Consider the following 13,911-nt stretch of genomic DNA (forward strand, 5'->3'; position numbering starts at 1 on the left):
GACCGTCCTCGGACGGTCTTTTGTGACTATACATCGGGTGATACCCGCGCAATTTTACATATGAGGTGATTACGTATGCCTAAAAAATGGCTCTATGTCATAGACGAAGCAGTCAAACGTATCGAGAACGACGAATTGGAGCTCGGTCTGACCGCTCTGCAAAAAGTCCAGGAACACGGGAAAGATCTGCCGGAAGTGATGATGTATCTATCCGAAGTCTGGTATCGATTAGGACATTTGGAAGAGGCAGGAGAGCTACTTTCGGACGTCATGGAAAAAAATCCGGGAATGGAGCCTTCCTTGCGGCGTGAATGCCAAATGCTGTTGGCGGAAATCGCACTCGATTCCAGCGATTTTGAGACGGCACAGCATTTGCTATACGAGTGCAAAGAGTCTGGATACGAAAGCATCCAGCTTGACTTGCTTTTGGCTGATCTCTACTCCCTGCAAGACCTGGATGAAGTAGCAGTCAAATATTTGGAACAAGCGCGTCAAAAGGAACCCGATAATCAGGATTTGCTTGCAGCACTCGGCAATCTGTACTTCCGTATCGGAGAAGATGATAAAGCAATGAAGGTGCTCGAGCAAGCTGGAGAAGAGAGCCTGTCCCTCTTGATGATCAAGGGGCGTTCCTTGGCTCAGAGCGGTCAATTCGAGCAAGCCTACCAAGTATTCCGTCAGGCACTCGTCCTCGATCACTCGCCTGAAGTTCTCTATGGATGTGGCATGATGGCATTCCATCTGGGGCGTTTGGATGAAGCGGCGGAGCTGGTAAACAATCTACAAGCGTTGGATGAGGAGTACGTGGCTGCGTATCCACTTGCAGCGGACATTCACCTTTCCTTGGGACATACAGAAAAAGCGATTGATTCCTTGATGCAATACGTTGCTCTGTCGGGATTCGATCTTGATCAAATTCGCCGTCTCATTGCTCTCCTGACGCAAGCAGGGCGATACGACGAAGCCAAGGAATACCAGCAGTTGCACGATCTTTGGGATGAGCAATCGGAAGAAGAGTAAGAAATAACGGGAGAAAAACAGGAAGTCACACTTGTGGCTTCCTGTTTATATTTCCGCATATTGGCAAGAATGAGGGATACAAGTAAGTCATCGTAAAGAAGGGATGCAAAGATGAACTTGGCTGAGATCTTGGTGTATACCGATATCCGGCAGCTCCATCAGATTGCCAACCATTACGGATGCGAATGCAACCCTCATTCCAAAAACGAACTAATCACGTCGCTTTTGTCTAGTCTCAGGCACAGGTTGACAATCTCGCAAGAAGTCGAACAACTGACCAAGGAAGAAACGCACTTTTTCTTGCTGCTGTTCCTCGATAAACGAACAGTCATGTCCTTGGAGGATTTGTTGGCCAAGGCAGGCATCGTGTTAGAAAGCAGTAAGGAAAAGAGGCAAGAGGAAGCACGGAGGTATATTGCAGCCGCAATGCGACGTGGATGGATCTTTCCCGCCAAGAGCAAGACGGTGGGGCAGTATCAGATCCCTTTGGACATCCGTGAGCCGTATTTACACGGCTGGCTGGAAAAATGGAGAGCTGAAAATCAGTTACTCCCATCAGGACCGGACGCATATCGTGACGAGGGAACTGCCCTTTGCGACGATATCATGCAATTTTTACAATTCCTTCAGCAAGAACCGGTACCGTTAACGGCTGAAGGAGGGATGTACAAGCGTCATCAGCAACAGCTGTTTCAATTTCTACACGTCAAGGAAGAGACGCTACAACCACAAAAATGGCGCTTTGGTTACGGGTTGCATTTTGATTTGTATCCTGACCGTTTTTCCTTACTCTATGACTTCTGTTATTACCATAGATGGATTGAGGAGTCTGGGGGGAAGGTAGCGCTCACTGAAGCGGGGTACGAACGCCTGCAGCTCTCATACGAAGACCAGCACTATCACGATTTGATTCGCTTCTGGATGAGGTTGTACAAGCGAGCTATTCCTAATTTGCCGATGTTGGTTCAGCTCATTCCATTGATCGCTGCAGGAGGGTGGGTCTGCCAGCAGAAGCTCATGGATACGCTCTTACCGTGGATCAAGGAATTTTATTATGATGCACCCACAGACATCTTGGTGAATCGCGTTTGCAAGATGATGGTGCATCTCGGGTTGCTGCGAGTGGGCCAAGACGACAACGGACAGTGGTTGTACACTGCGACGTATGCCAGCCAGACCTGGCTTCGCAAATACAATGGCTTTACGGAAACGACTATTTTATTGAAGTGAGGGATGGGTATGGAGTGGCCAAATTTCTATTCCAACGCGTACGGAACAAACAATCAAATGGTATCCGGTTTGCTGTCGGAAATGGTGATAGACGAGCAGATGCGCCAGTATCGGAAGCGTACATTGTATCAAGAAATTGACGAAGCCTTGGCAACGAAAAATAAAGAAGTGTTCTTGCGCCTGACCGATGAATTAAAAGAAATCATGGCGTACGAGCAAGCGTAAGAAAACGGGTCAGTTCAGGCAATTGCCAGTCTCCGCAGATTCATGGTACGCTAGTTTCCAGAAACTACGTATGGAAGAGGAGACGACCTAATGCAGTGGAATGTAAATGAAACTGAAAACTGGGAGGAGCTGCGGAGCTTTGTAGATACCGCACTTCTCCCTATTTATTTGTATCGTGGCAGCAAAGAAGTATGCGAGCATGTCCTGCGAATGAACTATTTGTTGAATGTGGCAGCCGCCATTGAACAAAAACTCAAAGGGAGAGTGCTGCTCTATCCAGTTAACTATCATTTTGCTGAAGAGCAGCCCGCCCAACAGACTCCTTCTGGTTTTGTGCACAACGTCTTGCTGCATTTCCGTGGTGATCGGGTTCGTGTAGCGGAACTAGGAACGGAAGGAAGTGTCCTGACGCTTCCTGTAGGGGATGAAGACCTGGAATCTTCCTTGCGATTTGAGGTGACTGTCGATGTCTTGTATAAAGAAATAATTCGTCATTGGCAGCAGTGGAGTACGCAATAGAGAAAGAGGTTTCCGGTAATACTACAGAAAAATGGGAGGGGCAAGGTGCTATTTTTGACAAAATGGCAACAATCACTTCGCTAGCAGGGATTGGAATAAGACATGTCCACTGGACATTCTTGACATCTGAAAAGTCGTTAGCTATGATTGGGATTGACCTAGTGTATGTGTGTGAAAACGCCATCGTTGCGCTATTTTACAGGATAAGGAGGGAAAAAAAGAGATGGGCGACAAACGCGAAATTTCCAGACGTACATTCTTGAACTACGCTCTGATGGGAACTGGCGGGTTCCTTGCAGCGGGTATGATCACTCCAATGATTCGCTTTGCGGTTGACCCCTTGCTACAAGGACATGCAGGTGGAGATAAAGTGGCAGTTGGCAGTCCGGATGAGTTTAATGCCGACCCGAAACGTGTTGAATTTAAGGTACATACCAAGGACGGTTGGTATGAATCAGAATCTACACTTTCTGCATGGGTAACCAAAAACGACAAGGGTGAGATCCTCGCTCTGTCCCCGATCTGTAAGCATTTGGGTTGTACAGTAGACTGGAACACCAGTCCTGAACATCCAAATCAGTATTTCTGTCCGTGCCACATGGGCCGTTATACCATTAACGGTGAACACATCTTGGGAACGCCTCCGACAGTATCCCTCGATGAGTACGAGACGGAAGTAAAAGATGGAAAGCTGTATCTGGGGAAAGTAAAAGGAAATCCTCGTCCGGGGGTGACAGGCTAAGATGTTACAGAAAATGTATGATTGGGTCGATGAGCGCCTGAACATTACTCCAATGTGGCGTGATTTGGCAGACCATGAAGTACCTGAGCACGTGAACCCGGCGCATCATTTTTCCGCTTTCGTTTACTGCTTTGGGGGCCTAACGTTCTTTATTACCGTTATTCAAATCTTGTCTGGTATGTTTTTGACGATGTACTATGTGCCAGACATCATCAATGCGTATGAGTCCGTTAATTACCTGCAGAATGAAGTTGCCTTCGGGGTAATCGTACGCGGTATGCATCACTGGGGCGCCAGCTTGGTCATTGTGATGATGTTCCTACATACGTTGCGTGTATTCTTTACAGGTTCTTACAAGAAACCTCGTGAGCTGAACTGGGTTGTGGGGATGTTGATTTTCTTCACCATGCTTGGTCTCGGTTTCACAGGATATCTGTTACCATGGGATAACACTGCATACTTTGCAACCAAAGTAGGTCTGGAGATCGCAAACTCCGTTCCGTTCATTGGTCCTTATGTCAAAATGTTGCTGACAGGTGGAGACATCGTAGGGGCACAGACGCTTTCCCGCTTCTTCGCGATCCACGTGTTCTTCCTGCCAGGTGCACTGCTTGGCCTGTTGGGAGCTCACTTTGTCATGATTCGCGCTCAAGGTATTTCCGGTCCACTATAAACAGTCTTCGATTCACTAAGGAGGAAATAGCATGGCTAAACAAGACAAAGATGCTACCTTCGTCGGAGACTCACGGGTATCGGCGAAGCGCATCCCTAACATTTCTCCATCGTACTCTGACTTCCCAGGAAAGACGGAAGCATTCTGGCCGAACTTCCTGTTGAAAGAGTGGATGGTGGCAGCTGTTTGCCTGGTTGGATTCCTCGTGCTGACGGTTTCTCATCCGTCGCCGTTGACTGACAAGGCAAACCCGAATGATACGTCATTCGTTCCGTTGCCTGACTGGTACTTCCTGTTCCTGTACCAAATGCTGAAATATCCTTGGGCTTCTGGTGATTGGGTAGTCCTGGGTACCATCATCATTCCTGGTATCGCTTTTGGTGCACTGATGCTGGCTCCTTGGTTGGATACCAGCAAAGAACGCCGTCCAAGCAGACGCCCGGTAGCAACAGGCTTGATGCTGACTGCACTGGTAGGCGTATTCTATCTGACTTGGGCTGCGGACCACGAGCATTCCCTCAATCATGCTGCGAGTAAAGCTGGCGGAGAACATGGTGGAGGTGGAGGATCCAGTGCGACTGCTCCTGCACCTGCTGATTCCAGCTTCACTGCTGACGCTGTTTGGAAAGCGCAATCAAGCTGCATGGGTTGCCATGGCAAGAACATGGAAGGCGGCATGGGGCCAAACCTTCAAAAAATCGGTAGCAAATACGATGCCACTCAGATTGCCGACATCATCCATAACGGAAAACCACCTGCAATGCCAGGCGGTATGATTAAAGATGAAGCGGAAATCAAAAAGCTGGCTGAATACATGGCAAGCTTGAAATAAGCTAATAGGGAAAAAGCTGGCTGACGAAAAGGTCAGCTTTTTCTTTAGCGGCGTACACAGCGGGAGACGATAAACATGATCTGGATATGGGAGTGGATCAGGCATTCGTTGAAGAAAAGATGGTTTCTATGGACGCTATTTGTCGTCAATCTGCTCGGTACCATATACGGATTTATCTGGTATGGAAATCAATTAGCAGAGACGCCTGCGTTCTTAACACCTTTTGTTCCGGATAGCCCGACAGGTAGCGGACTCTTTACGCTGGTTCTTCTTACCTATTTGTTGGGTCGCCACATTCCTGTACTGGAAGCTTTGGCTGGCATAACCAATTTTAAATATGGTGTATGGGCGGTCTGCATTATCTTAGCTGGATGGATGATGGGGAATGAAGTGCGTTGGACGGACGTAATGTTGATCATCTCGCATTCAGGGATGGCTGTGGAATCAGTCTTGTATGCAAGATTTTACAAGCTGAGTCTGCTACCAGTGGGAATCGCGGCATTGTGGACCCTGAATAACGACTTTCTTGATTACGTAATGAACATCCATCCGTGGTTGCCGAGTGTACTCGATCCATACGAAGGGTTTGTTGGTTTGTTTACTGTCTTGCTCAGCTTGATTTCCATATCCGTCATTTGGTTTATAAATAGCAAGTATACGATAAACAAGGTCTAATCTTGTCCTCCTTTCCATAGTCTGTACAAGGGAAAGGAGGTTTTTTGCGTTGAAGAAAAACATCCGCTATTTGTTATTTTTCTTAGGCGTTGGTTTGTTCCTTTCATGGCCGATTCACAATCTCTATTCCAAGCTGGATCAGCCAATTGAAGAAAAGCAGCTGGCTGCACTGGATCAGGTCGCACATGAACTTTTGACGAATGTAAAAAAAGGGGACATCGAGAACGCACAGAAACGGATTGTCCAGCTGGCGGAGCAGTTCCCGAATCAGCACTTGCCAATCCCTATTCGGATCGAAAGCCTAAATGCGGTCACCCAGTCTATCCTCGCTGCAAAACAAAGCTTTGCCTCAACCAATGTGAGCGAACAGCAGCTTCTGTGGCACGCGACACAGGTGCGAGTAGCCATAGACGCACTGACGCACGTGCATCAACCAATGTGGAGAAGTTACTATCCTTCGATTGCGACACAGGTGCAAAATTTGCAGCAATCTGCCGTCGAACGCAATTTTACACAGTTCCGCGAACAGTTTGATGAAAACTATCGATTGTATCTGGCAATCAAACCGGCGATGAGCATTCAGCTTCCGGAAGGGCAGATGTCGTCTATCTCGGCCTCCTATAATGTCATCTCCAAGGAAATGCGCAATTCACAGATGGATTGGCAATTGGTAAGGGAAGCTTTGCGTGACCTGAATGGCTCCATGCAGGCCGCGTTCGTCGGAGAAGAGAAGAGCACATTTGCACTGCTAATGATGCGTCCGGATTCCCCGATGGTCATGATTGTATCTGTCGGAATTGCGCTTTTGATTGCGTTGTCGTATGTAGCATGGAAGAAGTACGATGGGCAAATTCGTTCGGCATAAGGACGAAAAACGAAGAAAAAAGACGCGGGCATATGTGTTGCTGCCTACGTCTTTTTTTATGGAAGGGAAGTTAGTTTTGAATCGGCTGCTTATTTTCATCGAGTGTAAAGCCTTCTCCCAGCACTTCATGCACATCATTAACGATGACAAAGGCATGCGGGTCTACTTCCTGGACGATATTTTTGAAGCGCATGACTTCATTTCGGCTGACGACTACATAAATCACTTGCTTATCCGCTCCCGAAAACGCGCCTTTGCCTGAAAGTAAGGTCACACCGCGGCCCAGCTCAAGGATTTGCTTGCAGATCTCTTCCGTGTGCTCGGAAATGATCGTAAGGGCTTTCCCTGCGTATGCTCCGTCCTGGAAGAAGTCGATTACGCGTGCAGCAATAAAGACGACGACGAGAGTGTACATCGCGCTCTCCAAATTCAAATAGAACAAGGATGCTCCAATCACCAGGATGTCTCCCAGGAACAAGGTTCTGCCCATGCTGACACCCATGTGTTTTTGCAGCAGACGGGCAATAATGTCAACCCCACCAGTTGTGCCCCCATAGCGGAAAATGATACCGAGGCCGACACCTACGGCTACGCCTGCATACAGCGAAGCCAACAGACGATCATTCATCGGTAATGGCAATACCTTATCAAAGACCGATAAAAAGACGGAGAGCGACACGGTACCGAGAATGGTATAGAAAAAGGACGTCCGACCAAGGATTTTCCATCCTAAGATAAACAATGGAATGTTCAATACTAAGAACACAACCCCTTGATCCACGACCGGAAACAGCAATTTGATTAGAATGCTGATACCCGTAATTCCGCCTTCTGCAAGGTGATTGGGAATGTTAAACGAGTTGATGCCGAAACCCATGACTGCAGAACCGATGATGATGGCAATGATGCTCTTGAGACGTACATTCATAAAGTCCTCCTGTTCGCCAATCGGTTTTTGGTTGCGATCCCGATCGACATGAAATGCAGGTAAATCGCAAGTTACCTAAAGCCATACGAATGCCATTATAATGGAACGTTTATTTGATTGTCCATATGCTGGAAAGCGGAAGTATTGAGATTTGGCAAACGAAGCCTTTTCGGTTACGATAAGTGAAAGAGAGAAGCATGCCTAGGTAAAGGAGTGAGTCGATGGAACGGCAAAAGACCATGCAGGAAATGCAGCAGGAAGTGGACAAATACATATCGCAATTTAAAGAGGGCTATTTTTCACCGCTCTCCATGATGGCACGGATGACCGAAGAAGTAGGTGAACTAGCCAGAGAAATAAACCACTTCTATGGCGAAAAGCCGAAAAAACGCGACGAGGGCGAAAAAACGGTAGAAGAAGAGCTGGGAGATGTGCTTTTCATTGTGATCTGTTTTGCCAATTCCCTCGGCATTGATATGCAAGAAGCGTTTGATCGTATTATGCACAAATTTAACACACGCGATAAAGATCGCTGGACGAGAATAGAGGAGAGTCAGTCATGATGGAAAAACAGATTCGTGTGGCAGTAGCGGGCGCGAACGGCCGAATGGGCCAGGAAGTTGTGAAAATGCTGGGGGAAGATACTCAGTCAGTCTATACGGGGAATCTGGACACCAGAGGAGACGACGAGTCCATCCGTCTGCAGCTAGAAGTGATGAAGCCAGATGTCCTCGTGGATTTTACGACGCCGCATAGCGTATATCGCCACATGGAAATTTGTTTGAAATACGGAGTACGCCCAGTAGTGGGCACGACTGGTTTGACACCAGAACAGCTGCAGGAAATGACAGAACGTTATCAGGACGCCGGGCTGGGAGCAATCATTGCCCCTAACTTTGCGATCGGTGCCATTCTGTGTATGAAGTTTTCCGCGATGGCAGCAAAGTACATGCCACATGTGGAAATTATTGAGCTGCACCACGACCGCAAGCTTGACGCGCCAAGTGGGACCGCCCTGAAAACAGCGGAAATGATTGCAGCTGTACGGGAAGATCTCAAGCAAGGACATCCCGAAGAAAAGGAAACCATTCCTGGTGCCCGTGGAGCGGAGTACGAAGGCTTCCGTATTCACAGTGTTCGACTTCCCGGAATGGTTGCCCATCAGGAAGTATTGTTTGGCGCGGTAGGGCAGACCTTGTCCATTCGCCACGATTCCATCAATCGCGAATCCTTCATGCCTGGCGTCAACATGGCCGTAAAAGCTGTGGTGAACATGAATAGTCTGATTTACGGTTTGGAACATTTGATTGATTAAACGATTGTTTAAAATAAGCGATCTCGAGTGAACACAGAGGGAGAGGTTTGCGTGAAAATTGCTTTAATAGCCCACGATCGGAAAAAGGAAGAGATTGTTCAACTGGCGATGGCCTACGAATCGATCTTGTCCCAGCATGTCCTTTTTGCCACTGGTACGACAGGCCTTCGAATCATGGAAGCGACGTCGTTGTCTGTCAGCCGTGTTCTCTCCGGGCCACTTGGCGGTGATCAGCAGATCGGTGCCATGATCGCCCGTAATGAAATGGATCTCATCATCTTTTTGCGAGATCCTTTGACGTCCCAGCCCCATGAGCCGGACATTATGGCTTTGCTCAGACTGTGCGACGTTCATAAAATTCCATTTGCCACGAACCTTGGTACAGCGGAAATCTTGTTAAAAGCATTGGAGCGTGGGGAGCTGGATTGGCGAGACGTGGTACATAAGGAGAAAGAGTAATGAGTGCACTCGATATATTGGCGATTGGCGCACACCCGGATGATGTAGAGATCGGAGCAGCTGGCAGCTTGTTGCTGGCTGCCAAACAAGGCAAGCGCGTCGGCATCTTGGATCTGACATATGCTGAGCTGTCATCCAATGGAGATGTAGAACGTCGCCAACAAGAAGCAGCGGCTGCAGACAAAGTGATGGGTGTTGCAGAACGTTTTAATTTAGGCTTGCCCGATCGTGGATTGGAAGCAGTCAAAGGCGAGGCAATCAGTCGGGTAGTTGACCTGATTCGACGTACCCGCCCGCAAATCGTATTGGCTCCTTACTATCAGGACCGCCATCCCGATCATGAGAGTGTCAGCAGGATCGTCCGTGAAGCGATTTTTAATTCTGGCATTCGCAAGTATCAACCAGATGAGTCTCATCCAGCTTACCGCCCTAGTCAATTTCTTTATTACTTTATTAATTCTACTGTCACTCCACAAGTAGTAGTTGATATCACCTCCGTTTACACAGAAAAAATGGAGGTCTTGCGGTGTTATCGCAGCCAGTTTGAACTGGAAGAAGGCAGTGTAACGACGCCGCTTACAAACGGGTATTTGGAAAGTGTCGAGTATCGCGAGCGTCTATTTGGCCAGCAAGCTGGAGTCACCTATGCAGAAGGTTTTATGAGTGCTACGCCTTATGTATTGGCCAACCTGTAAGAAGGAGTGACACCGAGAATGAACATCGGGATCACCTGCTACCCGTCATTAGGAGGATCGGGCGTCGTTGCCACTGAATTAGGCAAATTGTTGGCGGAGCGAGGCCACCAGGTGCATTTTATCACCTCAGGGATGCCGTTTCGCCTAGGCGCATTTCATCCAAACATCTTTTATCATGAAGTAGAAGTGAATAACTATGATGTATTTAAATACGCACCGTACGATCTGACGCTGGCAAACCGAATGGCTCAGGTCGCTCAAAATGAAAAACTGGATTTGTTACACGTCCATTATGCTGTACCACACGCGCTGTGCGCCTTCCTGGCAAAGCAGATGGTCGGTGATCATCTCAAGATTATGACGACCCTGCACGGAACAGACATCACGGTACTGGGGTATGACTCCAATCTGAGTGATATGATTCGCTTTGGCATTGAGCGTAGTGATCTCGTGACTGCCGTATCCAAAGATTTGATTCGCCAAACAAAAGAATTGCTCCATGTGGAAAAAGAAATTGTGCCGGTATACAACTTTGTAGATAAAAGACGTTATTATCCTAAAGATGTACGAGAGTTGAAGAAAAAGTTTGCTCCGAACGGCGAAAAAATCCTCATGCACATTTCCAACTTCCGACCAGTCAAACGAGTGCCAGATGTGATCGAGATCTTTGCCAAGGTACGCGAAGCGGTTCCGTCTCGATTGATTCTAATTGGAGAAGGACCGGAGATGGGTGTCGTACGCAAGATGATCGCAGAGAAAGAATTGACGGATGATGTCTGTTTCTTAGGTAAGCAAGAGGACGTGGCGGAAGTGCTATCTTTGGCAGATGTCATGCTGTTGCCTTCCGAAAAGGAAAGCTTTGGCCTGGTAGCTCTGGAAGCAATGGCTTGTGGAGTCCCCGTGGTTGCTTCTGTTGCGGGTGGAATTCCGGAAGTCGTCCTGGATGGTGTTACCGGCTATTTGCGTCCCATTGGTGATGTAGAGGGAATGGCGGAGGAAACCATTTGTTTATTGCAAAACAAAGCGCTGTACGAGAAACTCTCCAAAAACAGCATTGAACGATCTTGCGAAACATTTTGCCATGAAACGATTGCTTCCCAATACGAAGCACTCTATGAACAACTTCTCAAAGTAGACGGAGAGCGCAGGTAGCCTCTTACGGTCGATGCAAGCTGCTTTTTGCCATCTGATGCAATTTTGAAAGTAAGATAAACAACCCGTATAAAAATTTCATCAGAAATTCCTCCTTTAGTAGGCGGACGGGGCGGAAATGGAGGGAGAGAACATGCGAAAAGAATTGGCGATCACCGTGCTGCAAACATTGGAGACAAATGGCTTTGAAGCCTATTTTGTCGGTGGTTGCGTCCGCGATTGGCTGCTCGGAAGACCCGTGCACGATATAGATATATGTACGAATGCCCATCCTGGCGACGTGATTCGTCTCTTTCCCGACCATGTTCCGACAGGGATCAAACACGGGACGGTTTCTGTGAAAAAAGACGGTTATTTATTCGAAGTGACGACGTATCGGACGGAAGGAAAGTATGAGGATTATCGCCGTCCGAGCGATGTCCAGTTTGTCAACGAATTGAGGCTTGACCTGGAACGACGAGACTTTACCATGAATGCGATGGCAATGGACCTCCAAAATGAGCTAGAGGATCCATTTAATGGGCGAGGGGATTTGTCAGAGCGTCTCGTACGTGCGGTAGGCGTCCCAGCTGAGAGGTTTCAGGAGGATGCCTTGCGATTGCTTCGGGCAGTCCGCTTTGCCGCGCAGCTCGGCTTTGCAATCGAGCCTAAGACGCTGGCTGCGATGAAAGTAACAGCACCGTACCTGTCGCACATTGCCGTTGAAAGGGTAAGAGAAGAGCTGAACAAGACTCTGGACAGTCAAGCGCCACAAACAGGCTGCCGCTTGTTGATCGAAACGAAGCTTTTCGCTTATTCACCACTTTTGGAGCGACTGTTTGAACAAGCTGGTGCTCAAGCGTGGAGACTAGTCCAGCTGGGTTCGTTATCGCAGAAATGGTCCATGCTGTTTTACGCGGCTGATTTTGACGAAGAAGCTACTCGTCAGGTGTGTGCTCAGCTGCGCATGTCCAAACGGGAGACAGAAGCAATCTCCACATTCGTCGGTATCTTGGAGAGAATCAATCCGGAATGGGATGCTCCTCACGAATTGGAGTGGGGACCGATTCTGCTGGAAGTGGGCTGGGATACATGTCGAGAGCTGGCTCAAATCATACAGGCGTGCTGGTGGACCAAACATGACGAACAGTTCTTCGAGAGTCTCCAAATGGAGTATGAAAAAATGCCGGTCAAGTCTGTGAAAGAGCTTGCGGTGACCGGCTTAGATTTACAGGTAGCCCTGCAGAAAAAACCAGGAGAATGGATTTGGCGAGTGTTGAATAGCTTGTTGTCTCAAACGGCCCTGCATGGATTACCGAATACTCAGGAAGCCTTGATCGAGGTAGCGAAGAAAGAGGTTGCAAGAGATGAACATTAAGCAGGTCATTTTACAAGCGTTTCACGATCATCCGGGTCAATTCATTTCTGGAGAAGAATTAAGCCAGACATGCGGTTGCTCGCGTACAGCGGTTTGGAAGCATATTGAGGAGTTGCGAAAGGACGGATACGAATTTGAAGCCGTCCGTAAATCGGGCTATCGACTCCTTGTTGCTCCAGATCGACTATCTGCGGCCGAAATTACGGCAGGCTTGAATACCCAGCGTATCGGTCAGCAGGTGATGGCTCATGATGAAGTACAGTCTACGCAGCCACTTGCCCACGAAGCTGCAGCCAGAGGCGCGGAAGAAGGGACATTGGTCCTAGCTGAACAGCAGACAGGCGGGAAGGGTCGTCTAGGCCGTCAGTGGCACTCTCCAAAAGGAACGGGAATATGGATGAGTCTGATCATTCGTCCTGCCATTCCGTTGCCAAAGACGCCTCAAATGACTCTCTTGACAGCTGTCAGTGTTGCCCGTACCATTCGTGAAGAAACCGGACTGCCTGTCAAGATCAAGTGGCCGAACGACATTTTCATCGGTGATAAAAAAGTGTGTGGGATTTTAACTGAGCTGAATGCGGAATCGGATCGGGTCAACTATTTGGTCATTGGAATTGGCGTGAACGCAAACAGTGTCGCGGAAGACTTTCCACAGGAATTAGCCGAGATTGCGACTTCGCTGCGAATCGAATCTGGAGAGCAGGTGAAACGGGTCCGCTTCATTCAGCAATTTTGCCGGTTCTTCGAGGAAGAGTACGATTACTTCTTGCAGAATGGCTTCGAACGGGTAAAAGCAGAATGGGAAGCGAATTCGTATACGATCGGACGTTGGGTAAATGTTCAGACTATCTCACAAAAGCTCGAAGGACGAGCCATTGCTTTGGATGATGAAGGTGTATTGATGGTGCAAGATCAGGCTGGAGCTATCCATAAAGTGTATTCTGCTGACGTCAATTATCGTGCAAATCCATAAATCTTCTGCTATACTCCATAAAGTGGAGGCTGTATCACGACGTGAACGGTACTCCCGGAGTATTTTTTGGTCTTATTGCGTATAGATAAATGAATGATGTATGGACAAGAATCTGCTCAGAGCCTGTGAGGACCGAGACAGAAGGAATCCGTAAAGACGTATGATGTCTCTTTGGCATGGACAACCTTCTCCCGTATTCGGCGAGAAGGTTTTTTGATTCCATTTGCCCACAGGTTAGGTGCGTACAGAGG

17 protein-coding genes are annotated in these 13,911 nt (G+C 48.1%); 16 read left to right on the forward strand and 1 reads right to left on the reverse strand.

What is annotated here, in order from left to right; all coding sequences use genetic code 11:
• Positions 1-75 precede the first annotated feature (75 nt).
• The 9 genes from AN963_RS06000 to AN963_RS06040 all read left to right on the forward strand — a co-directional run bounded on the left by AN963_RS06000 (position 76) and on the right by AN963_RS06040 (position 6,781).
• Positions 76-1,020, forward strand: a complete 945-nt coding sequence (locus AN963_RS06000; protein ID WP_055743610.1) for a tetratricopeptide repeat protein — start codon at positions 76-78, stop codon at positions 1,018-1,020.
• A gap of 111 nt (positions 1,021-1,131) precedes the next feature.
• Entirely contained in the window at positions 1,132-2,250 is a 1,119-nt protein-coding gene (locus AN963_RS06005) for a hypothetical protein (protein ID WP_055743611.1), read from the forward strand.
• 9 nt (positions 2,251-2,259) lie between these two features.
• The gene (locus AN963_RS06010; protein WP_055743612.1) at positions 2,260-2,475 is read left to right on the forward strand and encodes an IDEAL domain-containing protein; all 216 of its coding nucleotides are present in this window, start codon (positions 2,260-2,262) and stop codon (positions 2,473-2,475) included.
• A 90-nt stretch (positions 2,476-2,565) separates the two neighbouring features.
• On the forward strand, positions 2,566-2,994 hold the full coding sequence (locus AN963_RS06015; protein ID WP_055743613.1) for a DUF2487 family protein: 429 nt from the start codon (positions 2,566-2,568) through the stop codon (positions 2,992-2,994).
• Positions 2,995-3,217: 223 nt separating this feature from the next.
• Positions 3,218-3,736 carry a ubiquinol-cytochrome c reductase iron-sulfur subunit gene (locus AN963_RS06020; protein ID WP_055743614.1) on the forward strand — a complete coding sequence of 173 codons (519 nt, stop codon included), beginning with the start codon at positions 3,218-3,220 and terminating at the stop codon, positions 3,734-3,736.
• A gap of 1 nt (position 3,737) precedes the next feature.
• On the forward strand, positions 3,738-4,409 hold the full coding sequence (gene qcrB, locus AN963_RS06025; protein WP_055743615.1) for a menaquinol-cytochrome c reductase cytochrome b subunit: 672 nt from the start codon (positions 3,738-3,740) through the stop codon (positions 4,407-4,409).
• A gap of 31 nt (positions 4,410-4,440) precedes the next feature.
• A complete protein-coding gene (locus tag AN963_RS06030) occupies positions 4,441-5,241 on the forward strand; it encodes a menaquinol-cytochrome c reductase cytochrome b/c subunit (RefSeq protein WP_055743616.1) in 801 nt (266 codons plus the stop codon).
• A 75-nt stretch (positions 5,242-5,316) separates the two neighbouring features.
• On the forward strand, positions 5,317-5,916 hold the full coding sequence (locus AN963_RS06035) for a DUF1405 domain-containing protein (RefSeq protein WP_055743617.1): 600 nt from the start codon (positions 5,317-5,319) through the stop codon (positions 5,914-5,916).
• 49 nt (positions 5,917-5,965) lie between these two features.
• A complete protein-coding gene (locus tag AN963_RS06040) occupies positions 5,966-6,781 on the forward strand; it encodes a sporulation protein YpjB (protein WP_055743618.1) in 816 nt (271 codons plus the stop codon).
• A gap of 70 nt (positions 6,782-6,851) precedes the next feature.
• On the opposite strand, the gene AN963_RS06045 is transcribed toward AN963_RS06040, so the two are convergent.
• Positions 6,852-7,709, reverse strand: a complete 858-nt coding sequence (locus AN963_RS06045) for a YitT family protein (protein WP_055743619.1) — start codon at positions 7,707-7,709, stop codon at positions 6,852-6,854.
• Between the two features lie 221 nt (positions 7,710-7,930).
• Here AN963_RS06045 and AN963_RS06050 point away from each other — a divergent pair, with 221 nt between their 5' ends.
• The 7 genes from AN963_RS06050 to AN963_RS06080 all read left to right on the forward strand — a co-directional run bounded on the left by AN963_RS06050 (position 7,931) and on the right by AN963_RS06080 (position 13,660).
• Positions 7,931-8,272 (forward strand): nucleotide pyrophosphohydrolase, encoded by a 342-nt coding sequence (locus AN963_RS06050; RefSeq protein ID WP_055743620.1) that lies wholly within the window; start codon positions 7,931-7,933, stop codon positions 8,270-8,272.
• Positions 8,272-9,024 carry a 4-hydroxy-tetrahydrodipicolinate reductase gene (dapB, locus tag AN963_RS06055; RefSeq protein WP_055744469.1) on the forward strand — a complete coding sequence of 251 codons (753 nt, stop codon included), beginning with the start codon at positions 8,272-8,274 and terminating at the stop codon, positions 9,022-9,024. Before AN963_RS06050 ends, dapB begins: the two co-directional genes overlap by 1 nt.
• A 51-nt stretch (positions 9,025-9,075) precedes the next feature.
• A complete protein-coding gene (mgsA, locus tag AN963_RS06060; protein ID WP_055743621.1) occupies positions 9,076-9,483 on the forward strand; it encodes a methylglyoxal synthase in 408 nt (135 codons plus the stop codon).
• The gene (gene bshB1, locus AN963_RS06065; protein WP_055743622.1) at positions 9,483-10,178 is read left to right on the forward strand and encodes a bacillithiol biosynthesis deacetylase BshB1; all 696 of its coding nucleotides are present in this window, start codon (positions 9,483-9,485) and stop codon (positions 10,176-10,178) included. Before mgsA ends, bshB1 begins: the two co-directional genes overlap by 1 nt.
• A gap of 18 nt (positions 10,179-10,196) precedes the next feature.
• Positions 10,197-11,330 carry an N-acetyl-alpha-D-glucosaminyl L-malate synthase BshA gene (bshA, locus tag AN963_RS06070; RefSeq protein ID WP_055743623.1) on the forward strand — a complete coding sequence of 378 codons (1,134 nt, stop codon included), beginning with the start codon at positions 10,197-10,199 and terminating at the stop codon, positions 11,328-11,330.
• A 133-nt stretch (positions 11,331-11,463) separates the two neighbouring features.
• The gene (locus AN963_RS06075; RefSeq protein WP_055743624.1) at positions 11,464-12,687 is read left to right on the forward strand and encodes a CCA tRNA nucleotidyltransferase; all 1,224 of its coding nucleotides are present in this window, start codon (positions 11,464-11,466) and stop codon (positions 12,685-12,687) included.
• Positions 12,677-13,660, forward strand: a complete 984-nt coding sequence (locus tag AN963_RS06080; protein ID WP_055743625.1) for a biotin--[acetyl-CoA-carboxylase] ligase — start codon at positions 12,677-12,679, stop codon at positions 13,658-13,660. The genes AN963_RS06075 and AN963_RS06080 overlap by 11 nt, the downstream gene beginning before the upstream one ends.
• Positions 13,661-13,911: the final 251 nt, after the last annotated feature.

The organism is Brevibacillus choshinensis (assembly GCF_001420695.1).
GTDB classification, from domain to species: Bacteria; Bacillota; Bacilli; order Brevibacillales; family Brevibacillaceae; genus Brevibacillus; species Brevibacillus choshinensis.

What these genes read in the sequence shown, in the direction of transcription:
- AN963_RS06000 (WP_055743610.1), top strand. Translation starts at nt 76, where the DNA reads ATGCCTAAAAAATGGCTCTATGTCATAGACGAAGCAGTCAAACGTATC.
- AN963_RS06005 (WP_055743611.1), top strand. Translation starts at nt 1,132, where the DNA reads ATGAACTTGGCTGAGATCTTGGTGTATACCGATATCCGGCAGCTCCAT.
- AN963_RS06010 (WP_055743612.1), top strand. Translation starts at nt 2,260, where the DNA reads ATGGAGTGGCCAAATTTCTATTCCAACGCGTACGGAACAAACAATCAA.
- AN963_RS06015 (WP_055743613.1), top strand. Translation starts at nt 2,566, where the DNA reads ATGCAGTGGAATGTAAATGAAACTGAAAACTGGGAGGAGCTGCGGAGC.
- AN963_RS06020 (WP_055743614.1), top strand. Translation starts at nt 3,218, where the DNA reads ATGGGCGACAAACGCGAAATTTCCAGACGTACATTCTTGAACTACGCT.
- qcrB (WP_055743615.1), top strand. Translation starts at nt 3,738, where the DNA reads ATGTTACAGAAAATGTATGATTGGGTCGATGAGCGCCTGAACATTACT.
- AN963_RS06030 (WP_055743616.1), top strand. Translation starts at nt 4,441, where the DNA reads ATGGCTAAACAAGACAAAGATGCTACCTTCGTCGGAGACTCACGGGTA.
- AN963_RS06035 (WP_055743617.1), top strand. Translation starts at nt 5,317, where the DNA reads ATGATCTGGATATGGGAGTGGATCAGGCATTCGTTGAAGAAAAGATGG.
- AN963_RS06045 (WP_055743619.1), bottom strand. Translation starts at nt 7,709, where the DNA reads ATGAATGTACGTCTCAAGAGCATCATTGCCATCATCATCGGTTCTGCA.
- AN963_RS06050 (WP_055743620.1), top strand. Translation starts at nt 7,931, where the DNA reads ATGGAACGGCAAAAGACCATGCAGGAAATGCAGCAGGAAGTGGACAAA.
- dapB (WP_055744469.1), top strand. Translation starts at nt 8,272, where the DNA reads ATGGAAAAACAGATTCGTGTGGCAGTAGCGGGCGCGAACGGCCGAATG.
- bshB1 (WP_055743622.1), top strand. Translation starts at nt 9,483, where the DNA reads ATGAGTGCACTCGATATATTGGCGATTGGCGCACACCCGGATGATGTA.
- bshA (WP_055743623.1), top strand. Translation starts at nt 10,197, where the DNA reads ATGAACATCGGGATCACCTGCTACCCGTCATTAGGAGGATCGGGCGTC.
- AN963_RS06075 (WP_055743624.1), top strand. Translation starts at nt 11,464, where the DNA reads ATGCGAAAAGAATTGGCGATCACCGTGCTGCAAACATTGGAGACAAAT.
- AN963_RS06080 (WP_055743625.1), top strand. Translation starts at nt 12,677, where the DNA reads ATGAACATTAAGCAGGTCATTTTACAAGCGTTTCACGATCATCCGGGT.